General features: G+C 42.3%; 18 protein-coding genes. 9 read left to right on the plus strand and 9 right to left on the minus strand.

The window, feature by feature from the left end:
- Positions 1-54: 54 nt before the first annotated feature.
- The 3 genes from C8D97_RS05690 to C8D97_RS18115 all read right to left on the minus strand — a co-directional run bounded on the left by C8D97_RS05690 (position 55) and on the right by C8D97_RS18115 (position 2,771).
- Positions 55-2,016 carry a TonB-dependent receptor plug domain-containing protein gene (locus tag C8D97_RS05690; RefSeq protein WP_109762792.1) on the minus strand — a complete coding sequence of 654 codons (1,962 nt, stop codon included), beginning with the start codon at positions 2,014-2,016 and terminating at the stop codon, positions 55-57.
- A gap of 134 nt (positions 2,017-2,150) precedes the next feature.
- A complete protein-coding gene (locus tag C8D97_RS05695) occupies positions 2,151-2,552 on the minus strand; it encodes a VOC family protein (RefSeq protein ID WP_109762793.1) in 402 nt (133 codons plus the stop codon).
- Between the two features lie 48 nt (positions 2,553-2,600).
- Positions 2,601-2,771: a hypothetical protein gene (locus C8D97_RS18115; protein WP_170115154.1), complete on the minus strand. Its 171-nt coding sequence runs from the start codon at positions 2,769-2,771 to the stop codon at positions 2,601-2,603.
- A gap of 87 nt (positions 2,772-2,858) precedes the next feature.
- On the opposite strand from C8D97_RS18115, the gene soxR reads away from it, so the two are divergent.
- Entirely contained in the window at positions 2,859-3,299 is a 441-nt protein-coding gene (soxR, locus tag C8D97_RS05700; RefSeq protein ID WP_109762794.1) for a redox-sensitive transcriptional activator SoxR, read from the plus strand.
- A 193-nt stretch (positions 3,300-3,492) separates the two neighbouring features.
- Here soxR and C8D97_RS05705 read toward each other — a convergent pair whose 3' ends face one another.
- Together C8D97_RS05705 and C8D97_RS05710 are read right to left on the minus strand one after the other, a co-directional pair.
- Positions 3,493-4,056 carry a hypothetical protein gene (locus C8D97_RS05705; protein WP_109762795.1) on the minus strand — a complete coding sequence of 188 codons (564 nt, stop codon included), beginning with the start codon at positions 4,054-4,056 and terminating at the stop codon, positions 3,493-3,495.
- A 258-nt stretch (positions 4,057-4,314) separates the two neighbouring features.
- Positions 4,315-4,689 (minus strand): DUF3192 domain-containing protein, encoded by a 375-nt coding sequence (locus tag C8D97_RS05710; protein WP_170115155.1) that lies wholly within the window; start codon positions 4,687-4,689, stop codon positions 4,315-4,317.
- Between the two features lie 305 nt (positions 4,690-4,994).
- Between C8D97_RS05710 and aroE the strand changes: the two genes are divergently transcribed.
- Positions 4,995-5,843 carry a shikimate dehydrogenase gene (aroE, locus tag C8D97_RS05715; protein ID WP_170115156.1) on the plus strand — a complete coding sequence of 283 codons (849 nt, stop codon included), beginning with the start codon at positions 4,995-4,997 and terminating at the stop codon, positions 5,841-5,843.
- A 152-nt stretch (positions 5,844-5,995) separates the two neighbouring features.
- Here the strand turns inward: aroE and C8D97_RS05720 are convergent, their stop codons facing one another.
- The 3 genes from C8D97_RS05720 to gorA form a co-directional block, all read right to left on the minus strand.
- Positions 5,996-6,262, minus strand: coding sequence for a hypothetical protein (locus tag C8D97_RS05720; protein WP_146196084.1), 267 nt, complete (start codon positions 6,260-6,262; stop codon positions 5,996-5,998).
- Between the two features lie 118 nt (positions 6,263-6,380).
- Complete coding sequence (locus C8D97_RS05725) at positions 6,381-6,914, minus strand: gamma carbonic anhydrase family protein (protein ID WP_109762799.1); 534 nt, start codon at positions 6,912-6,914, stop codon at positions 6,381-6,383.
- Between the two features lie 174 nt (positions 6,915-7,088).
- A complete protein-coding gene (gorA, locus tag C8D97_RS05730; protein WP_109762800.1) occupies positions 7,089-8,438 on the minus strand; it encodes a glutathione-disulfide reductase in 1,350 nt (449 codons plus the stop codon).
- A 195-nt stretch (positions 8,439-8,633) separates the two neighbouring features.
- On the opposite strand from gorA, the gene prlC reads away from it, so the two are divergent.
- A complete protein-coding gene (gene prlC / locus C8D97_RS05735) occupies positions 8,634-10,688 on the plus strand; it encodes an oligopeptidase A (RefSeq protein ID WP_109762801.1) in 2,055 nt (684 codons plus the stop codon).
- A 99-nt stretch (positions 10,689-10,787) separates the two neighbouring features.
- Here the strand turns inward: prlC and C8D97_RS05740 are convergent, their stop codons facing one another.
- Entirely contained in the window at positions 10,788-12,446 is a 1,659-nt protein-coding gene (locus C8D97_RS05740) for a hypothetical protein (protein WP_109762802.1), read from the minus strand.
- Between the two features lie 401 nt (positions 12,447-12,847).
- Between C8D97_RS05740 and C8D97_RS05745 the strand changes: the two genes are divergently transcribed.
- The 6 genes from C8D97_RS05745 (at position 12,848) to C8D97_RS05770 (ending at position 16,564) form a co-directional block, all read left to right on the plus strand.
- The gene (locus tag C8D97_RS05745) at positions 12,848-13,786 is read left to right on the plus strand and encodes a YifB family Mg chelatase-like AAA ATPase (RefSeq protein ID WP_109762803.1); all 939 of its coding nucleotides are present in this window, start codon (positions 12,848-12,850) and stop codon (positions 13,784-13,786) included.
- 178 nt (positions 13,787-13,964) lie between these two features.
- Entirely contained in the window at positions 13,965-14,159 is a 195-nt protein-coding gene (locus C8D97_RS05750; RefSeq protein WP_109762804.1) for a hypothetical protein, read from the plus strand.
- A gap of 192 nt (positions 14,160-14,351) precedes the next feature.
- Positions 14,352-14,783 carry a hypothetical protein gene (locus C8D97_RS05755; protein ID WP_109762805.1) on the plus strand — a complete coding sequence of 144 codons (432 nt, stop codon included), beginning with the start codon at positions 14,352-14,354 and terminating at the stop codon, positions 14,781-14,783.
- Entirely contained in the window at positions 14,773-15,426 is a 654-nt protein-coding gene (locus C8D97_RS05760) for an RES family NAD+ phosphorylase (RefSeq protein ID WP_170115157.1), read from the plus strand. Before C8D97_RS05755 ends, C8D97_RS05760 begins: the two co-directional genes overlap by 11 nt.
- Before the next feature lie 361 nt (positions 15,427-15,787).
- A complete protein-coding gene (locus C8D97_RS05765; protein ID WP_109762807.1) occupies positions 15,788-16,267 on the plus strand; it encodes a toll/interleukin-1 receptor domain-containing protein in 480 nt (159 codons plus the stop codon).
- A gap of 36 nt (positions 16,268-16,303) precedes the next feature.
- Entirely contained in the window at positions 16,304-16,564 is a 261-nt protein-coding gene (locus C8D97_RS05770) for a DUF3892 domain-containing protein (protein ID WP_109762808.1), read from the plus strand.
- Positions 16,565-16,587 lie beyond the last annotated feature (23 nt).

Genomic DNA, 16,587 nt, shown 5'->3' on the forward strand with positions numbered 1-16,587 from the left:
AAGAGCGAAAGATAAACACGCTCTAGTATTGGATATCAATCAATTGGATATTAATCAGAAATTGAATCTTATGCCAGCCAGCCAGTAGAAGCCTTGTTGGTTGGTAATGAGCTGATCTTGAGTAAAATTTTGAATATCGGTGGATATTAAATCTTCATCCAGTAGGTTTTTAGCCGTCAAAAACACATCAATGTTTTCGTGTTGGTACTGATAATGAATATTTAGTAATTGATGACTGTTGGCCATGGCTCTCGATGACACAAATTGATCGGACAAGCCAAGCGAGTGAGAGTCATTGACAGGATAAAGCACGCCTATGGATAACATAGTTTTAGGTGATACACCGGCCGCCATATCATCCTGAATGGAATCCCCCTGATGCAAGTAACTGGCATTGGCAAATAACGTCAAAGCTTCGCCTTCCCATTGATAGTCCAGTTCAAAACCGGAACGTTTTATCTCGCCAGTATTATCAAATTGAATAATACCTGATGAAATATTTCGTTGAATTAAATCATCCGCTTTTACATAAAACAGATTGGCGACAAATAACTGATGATTGGACGAGTAAGTATAAGCCAAATCAAAGGTGCGAATTTTTTCGGCCGTTAAATCAGGGTTGCCCTGCAATGCCGGACCAAAGTTAATGCCCTGTTGAACAAAATTAGGAGAATTAAATCCTTCGGCAAATAAAAGTTTGATCGATTGATGGTGATTTAATTGGTAAATAGCCGACGCCTGTGGCGAAAAATGTTCTCGACTGTTCTGATTGCTGACATAACGGCCGCCTAAAATAAATCGCCAATTATTGAAAGTTAAATCGTTTTGAAAAAACAGCGCCTGTTCGTTTAAATCTCTTGCCTGCATAATAGGAACAAGCGTTGCGTTATTTTGCTGATTATAAACCTGGTACTCCGAGGTTTGTCTAAATTCGTACTCGTATCCCCAGAGAATAGAATAATGATGATTGATATGAGTATTGGCTTTTGCAGCAGTTCGCCAGCGATAATTATCGGACTCGTCCTGAAAACGGAATCCACCGTTACCGGATTGACCTAAAGACACCAGCGAATTACGAATCGGAAATTTTAGTGAAAACTGATTGTAATCCGCCGACAAGGTGAATTCTGTATTACCGATTTCGGAAGAATAATCCACATGTGCCAGTTTGCCACGATAGGTCAGTCCTTCGGTTAATAATGCTGGAACTGAAATAGTATTATCCAGGTCATTGCTGATCGACTCAAAAGCTTGCAACATAAAACTGAAGTGATCGAAGCCTGCACGCAGCAGAACCGATTGTTTATCCATGGATTGAATAAACTCTGTTTCATCGGGTAAACCAAAGTTGGGTGAAATATTTTCTATATAGGCTTGTTGTCCGGAGTCATTCTGTTTTTCTGCGGATAAGGTTAACCAGTAGGCGTCACTGTTTTTATTAAACACCAGCTGAGCATTAGAAATTGCTTCGCCAAACTGCCCGCGTAGCTGACTGTTGGTTGATTGATAGGTGATAATATTGATGACACCCGCGGAAGCATTGGTGCCGTAATAGACTGCAGCGGGTCCACGAATCACTTCTATATGGCTGATGGCATTAAAAGGGATACCATGCAAAGGAATGGCTGAGTGACTGGGTGCCCAATAAGGCACTCCATCAAGTAAGAATAGAATTTTTTGATTAAAGCTGTCGACCAGTCCCCGGCTCATAATGGCGCTATTATTCGACTGGGTATGTTGAAGTAACAGTCCGGGGACAAAGCCAATCATCTCTTCTAGCGATTGAACGCCCATCTTTTCCAAGGTTTTGCGGCTATATCGCGACACAATTAATGGTGCTTCAACAATTTTTTGTTGTTCATAAGAGGCAACGCTGACCTTGGTATTCAGTAATTGCTCGAGCGTGTAGTCGAATAATTTACCGTCGTGTTCCGTGTCAGCGTAAACAGTCACACAGGTTAAGGAAAGACCGATAAGCAGGCACCGATAGACCGAGCCTGTTAAACCTTGCAGCATAATTGACCTTTGTGGATGAGTTTTTATTCAGAATTGCCAGTATTCAGTATAGTCGGCAAAATCAAAAACTCGAATGTAAATATCACACAGCAAAATTTAAATAACGGTCTGTTTCATTAAACAATACGTTTACATTACTGCTCATTCAGTTTCGTGCGCACATAATCGGTCTCTTTGGTGGTGATTTCATGTTGGTGGCCAAAGGGATCATTAAAATACAACGACAGACTAAGTTGATGATCACTATAGCGATTAAGCAGGTTGTGCTGTTGCAAATGTTGTTTCCAGAGTAAAAAATCTTTGCCGGATGCATTTAAGGCAAGGGCATCTGTTGGCGTAAAGTTGTCACTTTCAAACAGGGCCAGATGAATGTTGTCGTCATCATTTTTTAACATCAGTGGCCCTTTATTGGTATTCCAGTTGTCATATTGTTGATCCACCGATAGACCTAATATTTCTTTATACCAATCAGCGGCTTTGGATTTGTTAGGTACATTTAAGTGGATATGATCGATACCGTTTAATTTAGGCAGCATAAAGTTATTCCTTAAATTGATTTAGTGTTTTTTAACGAAAATAGTTTGTTATTTATTAGCCATAGTGCCATTAAACACTTTGTAAAAATCCCGAGAAAAAGTGATCGCTTGTTCCTTCGGTTGGTGAATCACTCTAGAAGGCGAATGTTTTATTTCGGCGTGAGGATTGGTTTGCTTTTTAGTAGAAATTACAGGGTTTGCCTGAATAAATAAGGTCATGATTTTTCTCCATGAATGTTTTTGACTTTGCAGAGTCTAAAACCTCAAGTAAGCTTGAGGTCAAGGATTTTTTATGGAGAAATCGATATGGCAAAAGCAACGGTGTATTGGAGTGTGGGGCAGGTGGCAAAACGTGCCGGTGTATCTGTGTCGACATTGCATTACTACGAAGCCGAAGGCTTAATACAGTGTTATCGCAATGCGGGTAATCAGCGACGATACAAGCCGAGCATTTTGCGTCGTATTGCGGTAATTAAAACGGCACAAAAGCTAGGTGTTGCGTTAAGTGAAATCAAGCAGGCATTAAATGAGTTGCCAAATCGTCGCACGCCAACCACCGAAGACTGGCAAAAATTATCGGTAAAATGGCGAGACAGTTTGCAGCAACGCATCGATCAACTGGAGAAATTAAGGGACCAACTGGACGGTTGTATTGGCTGTGGTTGTTTATCGTTAAAAGCCTGCTCGTTACGGAATCCAAATGATGAAGCTCATTCACGAGGAACGGGGGCTGTATTTTTAAAATGATTTAACGCTGTATCATCAAGTACAGTATTTTTGAGATAGCTTCTAGTATTAACTTTTAGAAGTAACTTTGAAATTATTCGCAGTACAGCCGTTATACCCTTAAGTATGAAGGTTTTTCGATAATGCTTAAGTGATATAACGGCATATTCTAATCAATTCTGATTTAAATGCGATTCAAATGCGATTTAAATCATCAGACACCATGTGGCCAAAGCCAGGCAAACATTGCACCCGTCAATAACGCATAAACCAGCGCATCAAATAAAAACTTAAAGGTTGTAGACCATTTTCGATTCCACCAGATGGAGTCCTGTATTAATGCCAGGCCATAACCCATAAAGGCTGTGGTAGCTGTAAGCCTCATAACGCTGGCAAAATCCACAAGAACCGTTTGAGCCTGAGTGGCGACATAAGCGGTGAATAATCCCACCAGCAAAGAATAGATAAACCAGAACAGCAAGCTCTTACCCATGGCATAAGGGCCATTTGGCATCACGGTCATCATCATTACCGGTCCCTGATCCATCTTTTGTTGAAACTCCGGGGTGCCCATTGCTTTCATACTGCCAGCGTAAGGGGTGGTGTAATCGCCAGGCGGTATGTTTAGCGCTGCGGTGGCTTCTCGAAACTTGTCTTCATTTGGCAGTTTCGACATATTGGAGCGGTGATAGGTAAGTGCCATATGAATAACGGAACTGATGATAAATACGGCGATGGCGGACAGTAATACTGGCAGCCAGAGTGCTAATAGAGACATGATGATTCCTTATTATTATGGTTGGTTCATCTCTCAGTGTAATGCAGAGGCGACAATAATTCCTGTTCGATAATTAAATCGGGTAAACAAGTTGAATGCAAAAGATATGAGGGCAATAGAAAAGGGGGCTGAACACTCGAATACCCGACGATTTACGAGTATTCGAGGCAATGGTTCTAATGAGCTAATCGTTTGCTGGAGTAATGTATTTTTGTGAGAAGACTATTCTTGTGAGTAATCTATTCTGGATTACCGAATCTAAGGTTGGTGCTTTAACAGTACCGATTGTCCCCAGCCGAGTAGCTTACCTTCTTTAAAGACCAGTGGTGTGGTTTCATCGCGTGAGGTTTTGCCATCATCGTGACGGTGGTGGGTGCGATAAAACAGCACAATGTAGGTTTTTCCCTGTTTTTCGAAGCCCTCAGAGTCATCGGCCGGACCCAGCAGGTCGGTAACCTGATTGATGTCTGTTCCAATCGACAGCTCTGTGATAATACTGCGGTTTTCGGTTTGACGAACTTTCCAGCTTGATGAGCTGTCTGAATCTTTATCGTCGTGTACCGTGATGACACAGCCGGATAAAACAGCAATGGTTGCGCTTAAGGCTATTGCGCGGGTAAGTTTATTGTTCATATTGTTGGGTTTCCTGATAGATTCCATTTAAAGATTTAGAAATTGAGTATAAGTCAAAGTTTAAACGTAAAGCAGAGCTTATTAAATTAAGGCGTATAAAGTCACACCGATTGTTCAGATTAAACCATTAAAAGTGTAAATCTGTGAGCAAAACGTAACAAAAAATATTTTTGCGCTTCATACTGTTAACAGCGTATTTATCTTTTGTACTACACCGGTGATGGATTGTTGAATGTATAATAGAGTCCGTTAAGAAACGGAATGAATAGTAATGTATTAATGACCAACTTTTTTATGAGAATACAGTGAGTGAATTGAAAACAAACACTAAGCGCTATGCGGTGATTGGTAATCCGGTGGAACACAGTTTGTCGCCGGGTATTCATCAGCAGTTTGCGGCGCAATTTCAGCCATTAGATCGAGCTTTTAGTTACGAAAAAATACTCGCCAGTCAGCAGGGCTTTGCCACAAAAGTCAGCTCCTTTTTTGCCGATGGTGGGCTCGGTATGAATGTGACATTGCCATTCAAGCATGATGCGTTTCAATTGTGTAAGCAGGTGTCGGAGCGAGTAGAGCAGTGCCAGTCGGTGAATACTTTGTACCTTAATGAGCAGCAACAGATTTGCGGTGAAACCACCGATGGTGCCGGTTTATTAAATGACCTGAAAAATAAAGGCATGAGTACTGCCGGACGACAGATATTGGTGTTGGGTGCTGGCGGCGCAGCGCGATCGATTATTCCTGAACTATTAGCGCAACAGGCTTCGGTGCAGTTGCTTAACCGGACTCAGGCAAACGCAGAGCAACTGATTAAGGCATTCGGCAGTCTGGGCGATATAACTTTATGTGAAAAATCCACCAGCGGCGCGCCCAATAATTTTGATTTAATCATTAATACATTGCCGAAAGACGGTGAACATTGGCTTGAGGCTTACTCTATTCGCTCTTTATCGGGCACCCATGTGTACGACATCAGTTACGGCGAAAGAGCCGAACCCTTTTTGCAATGGTGTCGTGATCACAAAGCTTACTCTGTATTTGATGGCTGGGGGATGTTAGTGGAGCAGGCGGCATTATCGTTTCAGCTCTGGCATGGCTTACGTCCGGACACCAGAATGTTAATTCAGCAGGGCAGCGAGGGATTGAGCGACTAACAGCAGGCGGCCAGAAATTGGGCGGTTAATATTCTGAGTTCGGCTGGGGGTTATTCGTGATAATCGCCATTCAAGAAACATTATTTGCATAAGGTATAATTCTATCTGGCAGCAATATGAAAAGAACACAATTTAAGTGGACAGTCGATATTTTAAAACCATGAATTCAAAAACAGATTAACATCGAATTTTATTTCATCACCTCTGTTTCGCCTTTCTGGGCGACCTTCTTTTCCAAGAGCCAAAAAGAAGGCAAAAGGCCCTGCGTTCCAACAATTAAGCCCTTCGGGTTCCTTAAAATCACTCATACCTGTCAACACACCGTTATTGACAGCCTTCCATGGCTGACAATAACTTCCACTGGCGTCCATGCCAGCGGATGTGTGCGGTATGAATGATTTTGAGCTTAATTGAGTCACTCTGAAACCAAAAGAACTATCTATGAAAAAGCTATACTTTTTATTTGCTTAGAGCTCTTTTAATTGGCACTGTAAAATTAAGCTTAAACTTTTACACATTATTGCTTGTTTAAAAGGCTTATTGGCCATTCAGGTAGCGATCTTTCAGTTTGACGTAGTTGTCTGCGGAATATTTAAAGAAAGCAATCTCGTCGTCGGTCAGGGTGCGGATCTTACGCGCTGGCGAGCCAACCCATAAAAAGCCACCTTCGAGTTCACGACCCGGCGGCACTACACTGTTTGCACCAAGCACCACATTAGAGTGGATCACCACATCGTCCATTACCACCGAACCCATACCAATCAACACTTCGTTGTTGATTTTACAACCGTGTAACATGGCTTTATGACCCACGGTGACATCATCACCAATGATCAAACGGTGACCGTCCGGATTGTAGTGGCTGGCGTGGGTAACATGGCAAACCGCGCCATCCTGAATGCTACTGCGCGCGCCAATTTCAATGGCATGAACATCACCCCGCAACACCGCCATTGGCCAGATAGAACTGTCATCACCAATGGAAACCTGCCCGACCACTAACGCGGTGGGATCAACAAACACGCGTTTGCCCAGTTCGGGTGTATAGTTTTCAAAGGAGCGGATATTCATAAACAGCAATACTCAAAATTTCGACAACCTTGCGCGATTTTAACGGTTTGCTGCAAAACAGCAAGCGTAAATGAGACACAGTTTCATCTAAAATAGACGCCAGTTAACCGTTAATCGCGTAAAAACACATGATCATAGGCCACCAAACGGGCCCGGCAAAATTGCCGAGCCGGTTTAACGCATGGTGACAAATTCTTCGGCAGAAGAAGGGTGTATGGCCACGGTATTGTCCAGATCCGCCTTGGTGGCGCCCATTTTTAAGGCCACGGCAAATCCCTGCAGCATTTCGTCGGCTCCCAGGCCAATTACATGGATCCCAACGACTTTTTCTTCATCACCGACGCACACCAGTTTCATTTTGGTGGGCTGACGGTGCCGGGTAACCGCTGTGTACATGGCGGTAAAGCTTGAGGTGTAAACTTTAACCTTATCGCCGTGCTGCTCGCGGGCTTCCTGTTCGGTAAGGCCTACGGTACCAATGGTTGGATGACTGAAGACGACAGTAGGTACATTGTCGTAATCCAGATGTTCCATCGGCTTATTGTTAAATAAGCGTTCAGATAATCGTCGGCCGGCGGCAACGGCAACCGGCGTTAAAGCAATACGCCCGGTGTTATCGCCAACCGCGTAAATGTTCGGCACATTGGTGTTTTGAAACTGATCGGTTTCAATAAACCCTTTGCTGTCGAGCTGCACGCCAGATTTTTCCAGATCCAGATTGTCGGTCATGGGCTTGCGGCCTATCGCCCAGATCACATCATCCACCGGACCAATGGTATTGCCACCTTCCAGTTGCAGCATCAGGCCATCGTCGGTTTGCTCTATGCCAGTGGGTACGCTGTTGGTGTGCAAATTAAGTCCGGTTTCATGCATTATTTCCGTCAGCGTATCGGACAATATGGGATCAAACTGCCGCAACGCTTTATCTTTACGGATCACCAGATGGGTCTCACTGCCCAGTTCATGCAACATGCCGGCAATTTCAACAGCAATATAACCGGCGCCTACTACGGCCACACGTTTGGGTTGTTCAACCATGGCGAAGAAGCCATCGGAATCGGTGCCCAGATCAGCACCGGGAAGATCCGGAATGATAGGCGAGCCACCCGTGGCGATTAGAATATGCTCGGCAGTAATCACTTTGCCATTTACTTCAACACTGTGCTGGTCGACAAATTTTGCGTGGCCCTTAATGACCGTCACATTATTTTTACCCAGAACATTATCGTAAGACTGGTGAATGCGCTGAATATAGGCGTCGCGATTGGCCACCAGTTTGCTCCAGTTTAACCCTTGCTGGGTCAATTCGAAGCCATAGTCTTCAGAGAACTTCACCGCCTCTGCCACATGAGCGGCAAACCACATAACTTTTTTGGGCACACAGCCAACATTGACGCAGGTGCCGCCAAGCGCATTCATTTCCACCAATGCGCATTTTTTGCCATGCATGGCTGCCCGGTTAATCGAAGCGATGCCGCCACTGCCACCGCCAATGGCGAGGTAATCGTAGTCGTATGTCGTCACAAAATAATCCTGTTTTTTAAGTGTTGGAGCTTGTTTATGTTTCGTTATAGTAAGATGTTAAGAGTTAAACTGAGAACCTGCACCTCAAATAACGATAGATAAACACGTTTCAGTCATATAACGATGCAACCAGTTTAGATGTTACACTTTACTTTATCACATGGCTTAATTCGATTGATCACATAGGAATTTTCAATGACCGACGCAGTAACGAATAATCCTCTTTTATCCAATTACGATCTGGCGCCTTTTAGTCAGATAAAGCCGGAACATATTAAACCCGCAATAGAACATACATTAAACCTGACCAAGCAGGGCATCAGCGAATTACTCGCCGAGCAGCAAACGCCAGACTGGGTTACGTTGATGCAACCTATCGAGCAATTCAGTAATTTGCTCGATAAACGTTGGTCGCCGGTATCGCATATGAATTCGGTGGTTAACTCCGACGAGTTAAGAAAAGCCTACGACAGTTGCTTGCCATTGTTATCGGAGTACGGAACCTGGCTTGGGCAAAATGAAGCATTGTATAAAGCGGTGCAACAGGTGTATGACCAGCGTGAAAAGCTGCAATTAAATGACGTTCAAATAAAAATTCTGGAAGACGAATTACGCGACTTTAAATTGGCCGGTGTCTCGTTAAGTGATAAGGATAAAAAGCGATACGGTGATATTCAAAAGCGCCTGTCGGAACTGTCTTCAAAATACGAGCAAAATATTCTCGACGCTACCATGGGCTGGAGCAAGCACTTTGACGATGACGCTGAACTGGCTGGCCTGCCCGAATCGGCACTGGCATTAGCGCAACAAAATGCTGCCAATGATGGTCAATCGGGTTATCTGCTAAATCTTGAATTTCCTTGTTATTACGCGGTTATGAGTTACGCCGATAATCGTGATTTGCGTCAGGAAATGTACAAAGCTTATTCAACCCGGGCGTCAGAACTTGGCTCAGCTCAGTTTGATAACACTGAAGTAATGAAAGAAATCATGGCATTGCGCCATGAGTTATCTCAGTTGCTGGGTTTTAAACACTACGCCGAAATGTCACTGGCTACAAAAATGGCCGAGTCAACGGATCAGGTGTTCGAGTTTTTAAATAATCTTGCCCGTCAGTCGAAACCGCAAGCCGAAAAAGAACTGTCCGAATTGCAGGCGTTTTCATCACAGCATCTGGCACTAACGGAATTAAATGCCTGGGATGTACTTTACGCCGGTGAAAAATTAAAACAGCATCGTTACGCCATTTCTCAGGAAGAACTGCGGCCTTACTTTCCGGTTGATACAGTATTAAAAGGATTGTTCAGTATTACCGAAACTTTATTTTCGGTCACCATAAAAGAATCGAAACAATCCTTTGAAAGCTGGCATCCGGATGCACGCCTGTTTGAGGTTTATGGTGAAAACGATGAGCGAGTGGCACGGTTTTACCTTGATCTCTACGCCCGTTCGCACAAACGGGGTGGTGCCTGGATGGCCGATTACTGCAGCCGTTTTCGTTTTGATGATGGGCATCTGCAAAAACCGGTGGCGTTTTTAACCTGTAATTTTAATCCGCCTATTAAAGGTCAGCCGGCTCAATTGACGCACGATGAAGTGGTCACTCTGTTTCATGAGTTTGGTCACGGGCTGCACCATATGTTAACCGACATCGAGTATTTAAGTGCCAGCGGTATTCATGGCGTTGAATGGGATGCAGTGGAATTGCCCAGCCAATTTATGGAAAACTTCTGCTACGAAAAAGAAGGCCTCGATGTGATCTCCGGGCACTTTGAAACCGGTGAGCCATTACCGGATGAATTGCGGGAAAAATTACAACGGGCGAAAAATTTTCAATCCGCCATGATGATGGTGCGTCAGTTGGAATTCTCATTATTTGATTTCAGAATTCACAGTGAATATTCAGAGCAACAAGAGTTTTCAATTCAAGGCATTCTGGATGATGTTCGCAATCAGGTTGCTGTGGTTCAACCGCCCAAGTGGAATCGATTCCAAAATTCTTTTTCACACATTTTTGCTGGCGGTTACTCGGCTGGCTATTACAGTTACAAATGGGCCGAAGTATTAAGTGCCGATGCGTTCAGTAAATTTGAAGAAGACGGCATTTTTAATGCCGAAACCGGAAAGGCTTTTAAAGAAAATATTCTTGAGCGCGGTGGTTCCAAACCCGCCATGGCATTGTTTAAAGCGTTTCGGGGTCGTGAGCCGGAAGTTGAACCTTTACTAAGGCACAGTGGTATTACCGGTTAATGGTATACAGTTTTTTAGTTTGAATGATATTGAGAAGTAAAACGGTTGGAATAGGTCTGTTCAATAAGAACAGACCTAATTTAATGACAAAATGATAGATTAATCCAGGTCGCTTATTTGAGTTATCCAGTAAGCATTCCATGAGTCACGATCGGTGTTAAAAGTTTGATTGATCACTCTATCAATTGTGCCATCAGCGTCAGTATCGTATTCAATAAGTGTAAGGTTTGCATTGTTGTCAAAAGTGTAAGTTCGCACCTCATCCCACACATCGTCACCATCACTGTCTATTTCAAAGGTTGAAATAAGTTCGTTAGAATCGTAGCTATAAAGATTTCGAAAATCGACAACACCATCGCCATTGTTATCAAGTTCATATAAGGTTCGATTGTTATTCTCATCGTATTCAAAGGACTGAATAAAATCCAGATTACCATCGCCATCACTGTCTTGCTCATACAGCGTTTGATTACCGTTGGCATCGTAGGTCCAGTTACGAATATCGTCGGCGACACCATCACCGTCTTTGTCCCACTCTCTTAAGGTTACGTTACCATTGTCATCACGAGTATAGGTGTAGGTGATGTCGATAACGCCGTCGGGCTGCTGATCCCATTCTTCTAAAATAAGATTATTGTTGTCATCATAACTGTAAGTGATGCGCTGAGTAACAGTACCATTAGCGCCTGAGTCTGTTTCAGACGTTATTCGATTGCCATTGTCATCATAGGTATAAGCTCGCGAATAATTTAATGTCCCATCACCATCAGAGTCCACTTCGAGGGTTATCAGGCTACCATTTTCATCGTATGTGTAATCTCGGATATCATCCGCCGAACCGTCACCATTTTCATCCTCTCGCTCACTTTCTCTATTACCATTGTCATCGTAACTGTAAAGCGTATAAAAAGTAGTGGGTATGACCACATTTTCGTATTGAAGCAAGTTACTATTACCGTCGAAACTGTAGGTATCGGTAACATCCAAGGTGCCATCGGCGTCGTTATCAATGTCTATAAAATATTGCGAACTGCTTTGATCGAATGCATAAAGACCCGTGCGATCATTACTGCCATCATTACCTTCATCGGTTACTGAGCTTGCCAGTAGGTAAAGATCAGCCGTTAAACCTAAGTCATTATAAAGAGTATCAAGTGCAAGGCCTGGATTACGGATTTGTTTACTACCCCCCCATAAACCGTCAGCCCGACCCATTGCAATAAGCTTTCGTAATTTAAAGTCGCTAACAAAATCAAACGAAAGTTGCTCAAAATTAATTGTTTCACCTTCTGCAATGGTGTGCAGTTCATCGGGTATTTGTGTATTGTTTCCTACATTATCATCGGCATCCAGGGTTTGCAGGAATAATGCAATGTTGATGACGGAGTGAAATGAACTGTCATTTTTAAAATCAAAAATTGCGTTTCTTATTTCCAATCCGGTAATTGGTGCCGATGTATTTGCAAGATCGAAAAGATCGAGACTTGCAGCCACTGATGCACTGCCAATAAGGATATCGCCCACATAAAAACTGACCGTCTCGCCATCGAGATAAAGAAACTCACCGTTGCTATCGGTGAAACCAGATTGAGAGGCTGTTGAATAGCGTAAGTTTTCAATGGTTCCATTCATAAAAATGCCGGTTTTGGCAGTAACAACTGGTGGATCGTCGCTGTAACTACTACCTCCTCCACAAGAGATAAGTGATAGGCTCAAGCCGGTTAAAAATAATGTTTTGAATATAATCCTTATAAACATGGTAGACCCCTTTGTATCATGTGCTTTTTTGATAATTTATAGTTTCAATTTTGGTGTTATGTATTGCGTGGAATGCTTAACTTGTTCGGCTTAGCTAGCATTTAATTAGACTTACCTTATCAAAAAACAATCCGTTAGAAATGGCTGACTTCTCAATTTGATAAATTCAAATAACTGCATTAGGTGAGCCACCAGAAGCTTTTCAGTCAGTTGCGTTGATTCAATGTTACAAACTTAATCTGAAAAATCGTCTTAATGTTATTGCTCGTGATGATCTTTATCAATAGCCAAAAACTGTATTGCGTCGATCGCTTACATGGGTTTAAGTGAAAAACTAAGGAACTGGTATCTTTTGACGGGTAGAATCTAACGCTAACAGGACTTAACATTATTCAGGACGAATGAATCTTTCAAACATCTATTCTCGAGCCGGGGTTGGCATTGAAGCACCACTGGTGACAATTGAAACCCATTTATCCAATGGCCTGCCAGGCTTAAGCATTGTCGGTTTACCGGAAGCGGCGGTGCGTGAAAGTAAAGATCGGGTACGCAGTGCATTAATGAATGCGAATCTGGAATTTCCATCGCGCCGAACCACCATTAATCTGGCACCGGCGGATTTACCAAAAGACGGCTGCCGTTTCGATTTACCCATCGCGCTGGGAATTCTATCCGCCAGTGGGCAAATTCCACAAGCCAAGTTGGATAACTACGAGTTTATTGGTGAACTGGCGTTATCGGGTGAGTTACGACCCATATACGGTGTATTGCCGGTGGCACTGGAGGCAAAGCGCGCAGGGCGAACTCTGGTGCTGCCAAGAAAAAATGCTGAAGAAGCAGCGCTGGCTGGAGGTGAACAGTTAGTGGCCGATCACTTACTGGATGTGGTATCGCATCTGATAGGCCAGCAAACCATGAATTTTAACGAGCCAGTCAGTCAGGCGGTTGTCTCGCCAGACGCTCCGGATCTGAGTGATGTGAAAGGGCAATACGCGGCAAAACGCGCGTTGGAAATAGCCGCCGGTGGTAAGCACAATTTATTATTTATTGGGCCTCCGGGCACGGGTAAAACCATGCTCGCCAGTCGTTTGTCGGGCATTTTGCCGGAGCTAACCGATGATGAAGCGGTGGATTGCGCGGCCATTGCGTCCATCAGTGGTAAGTCGATGCATCCCGGAAACTGGAAATTACGCCCGTTTCGCGTGCCGCATCATACGGCGTCTGCTGTGGCACTTATTGGTGGTGGCAGCAATCCTCGCCCCGGCGAAGTGTCGCTGGCACACCACGGCGTGTTGTTTCTGGATGAGTTGCCAGAGTTTGTCAAAAACCATATTAAATGATAATTGACCATATTAATTGAGATTTGAGTGGTATTTTAGTAAGTAAGGTGTGTTTTAAAAATCTAAAAAGTGGTCAACATGACGCAAATTTCCAAGAATCAGCAATTTTATATTGCAAGCTCTGTTTTAGTCTCAATATTTTTTGAGTAAGGAATATCAACATTTTAAGGAATGAATTATGAAGCAGCATGAGTTGGGTTCAATAGAGCCAGGAAGATATAACGTTACCCTTTTTAGGCATATTCCAAGTATGAGTGTTCAGGTTGTTCAAGATCGTGTTTCTGAAAGAAATAATATAGCGAGAATAGGGAAGTTAAATATCAGTTTGAATCTATTTCCTAAAAATAGTACTTGGACAAAATGCAAAGACTAAATTCTAATATTTGTATAATTAGACCAAGGCAAAGTCGCTTTATCAAAATATTTAGTTGAATAGAATTAAAGATATAGGTATCTATTTTCTTAATGCATAAGGCTGTATTGCACTTTGTGTTAGTTTTAGGGCGATATTGCCTTTTAAGGGGTGTTGTTGTAAAATAAGGCTAAGTAAATAGAAGGTTATTTTATGAAAGCTGCTAAAAGCGTTAAAGCTACAGAAGCCCCAAAAATTACACCTGAGCATGTCAGTGCAGCGATCCGTTGGTTGAGTGATGTTTCTAGGATCGATAAGTGGAATCTGAGTATCAGTGATCAAGCGTTATTGCTTGGGGTAAAAGAGAGAACTTATAAAAGTTGGAAGAAGAAAGCATCAGAAGGTCAAGGCGTTGAAGTATCGAAAGATACGCAAGATCGTTTATCTTATCTTTTAGGTATTATGAAAGGTTTGAAAATGATCTCTCCTATGGAGCGAGGCGAACTAGTTTTCGAATGGTTTAGCTCACCAAATAAAAATCCAGTGTTTAATGGTAAGTCTATTCGGGACTATTTGTTAGAAAATGGGTCGATGATAAGTCTCCATAATACGAGAAGCTATCTGGATGCAGCCCGTGGGGCGTAAAAAGCCTGATTGGCAGCACTTCCGCATTATTCACTCGAAATACCCCCCTGTGAATATTTATCAAGATAATGACGAAGAGAATTTCCTCTTAGGTGAACTTGAGTCACAAACTTCAGGTCGCGTGATTAATTGGGAGCCTTTTATTGATGAGGAAGATATGAGAACTGGTTATGGATGGGGCGCAGTGATTGCTAGTTTTTGTTATACAAACTATGGACGTTTTAGCACCCCTGAACTAGGTTGTTACTATTGCGCAAGTTGCCCAAAGACAGCAATTAAGGAATGGTCGCATCACACTGCGAAAACCTGGAGAGATGACTTTGGTTTTACTGATGACGCCAGTGCTGTGGTTCGATGTTATGTGGGGGAGTTTACTGAAGAACTCATTGATGTTCGTGAGGATGATACCCTTCATGACCCAGCGGATTACTCAAAAACTCAATCTTACGCAATTCAATTAAGGAAAGAAAATGAGTATGGGATCCTTTATAAATCCGTCAGAAATCCTGGTAAGGAGTGCGCCGCTTTATTGAGACCAGTGGCCACAACCCAAGTTACCCAGTCTACACACTATGTTTTAAAATTTGATGGTACCGAATTTATTAACTTCGCTTCTGTATCTGAATTTGAGAGTTTAAATTAACTGTACGGCAGATCTTATAAAGGAATAAAGGTTTAAAGCTCTTAAATAGAGACTGGTAGAGTAATTTAAGGAAGCTAAGTTCAATCCACTTACTTCAGAAGATTAATTGCCTTCAGCATAAAGAGGGAATAGTGGATGATGTATTTCAGTTTAAAATGCCTGTTCATAACCATTCTACTTTAATCATTACTCAAGCAAAAACTGGTTAAATAGTAGTCATTTTATATTGTGTAGTTATTATAACTGTATGTTTAATAACCAAAAATTTATTTCTCGTCAAATTCTATTAGATTTCTAATTTTTATTTACCCAATCATATTAGTCTGAATATTATCTTTTAAACTTTAAAGAGCACAGATTAATGAGTTTCAATATTTTTGTAAGCTATTCGACTGATGATATTAGTGAAGTCGAGAAGTTAAAGTTACAACTTGAAGGGACGCCGATAAAACTATTTATTGCAGAGTACTCCATTAGCCCTGGTGAAAATTTAACAGGGAAAATTATTAGAGCTATAAAAGAGTGTGACCTTTTTGTTGTCCTATGGAGTAAGCGAGCAGAAAGTTCTGGTTGGGTGTCTCAAGAAATTGGACATGCAAATGCCCTTAGCAAGCATATACTTCCACTTGTTTTGTCTAAAGAAGCACCACCGCCAGGCTTTATTAAAAATTTAAAATACCTGCCTGTACATCAGGATCCTGAGCGAGCTTTGAATAAAGCGAGAGAAATAATAATGGCAGCATATGATCGTAAACAAAAGCTTTTACAGGAACAAAAAGAAAGAGACTCTCTAGCACTTTTGGGTTTAGGAGCTTTTCTTTTATGGGCTTTCAATAAGTAATTTAATATTTATAAACAACAATGAGTGGAGTAATTTATGGCAGATAGAGCGGTTACAAGTACAGGCAAGGACAGAGATGGTGATATTCTTTCACTATGCAACACTGGTCACTTATGGTCACCTAGGAGTAAAAGTGATGCAATTTATGATATTGAGAATGGAATACATAGTTATTATGTGCCATGGCAAAGTGGAAGAACTGAAATTCATGTAGTTGAAGGAAGTAATGGTAAGTATCTTAGAACAGATAGAGATAATACCTCTAAGAATAATCTAGATGATTTACCTAACTGTTAAGTTGGTTTGGTGCATCCTTCTAA

Origin of the sequence: Pleionea mediterranea, from assembly GCF_003148745.1 — a bacterium.
Taxonomy (GTDB): Bacteria; Pseudomonadota; Gammaproteobacteria; order Enterobacterales; family Kangiellaceae; genus Pleionea; species Pleionea mediterranea.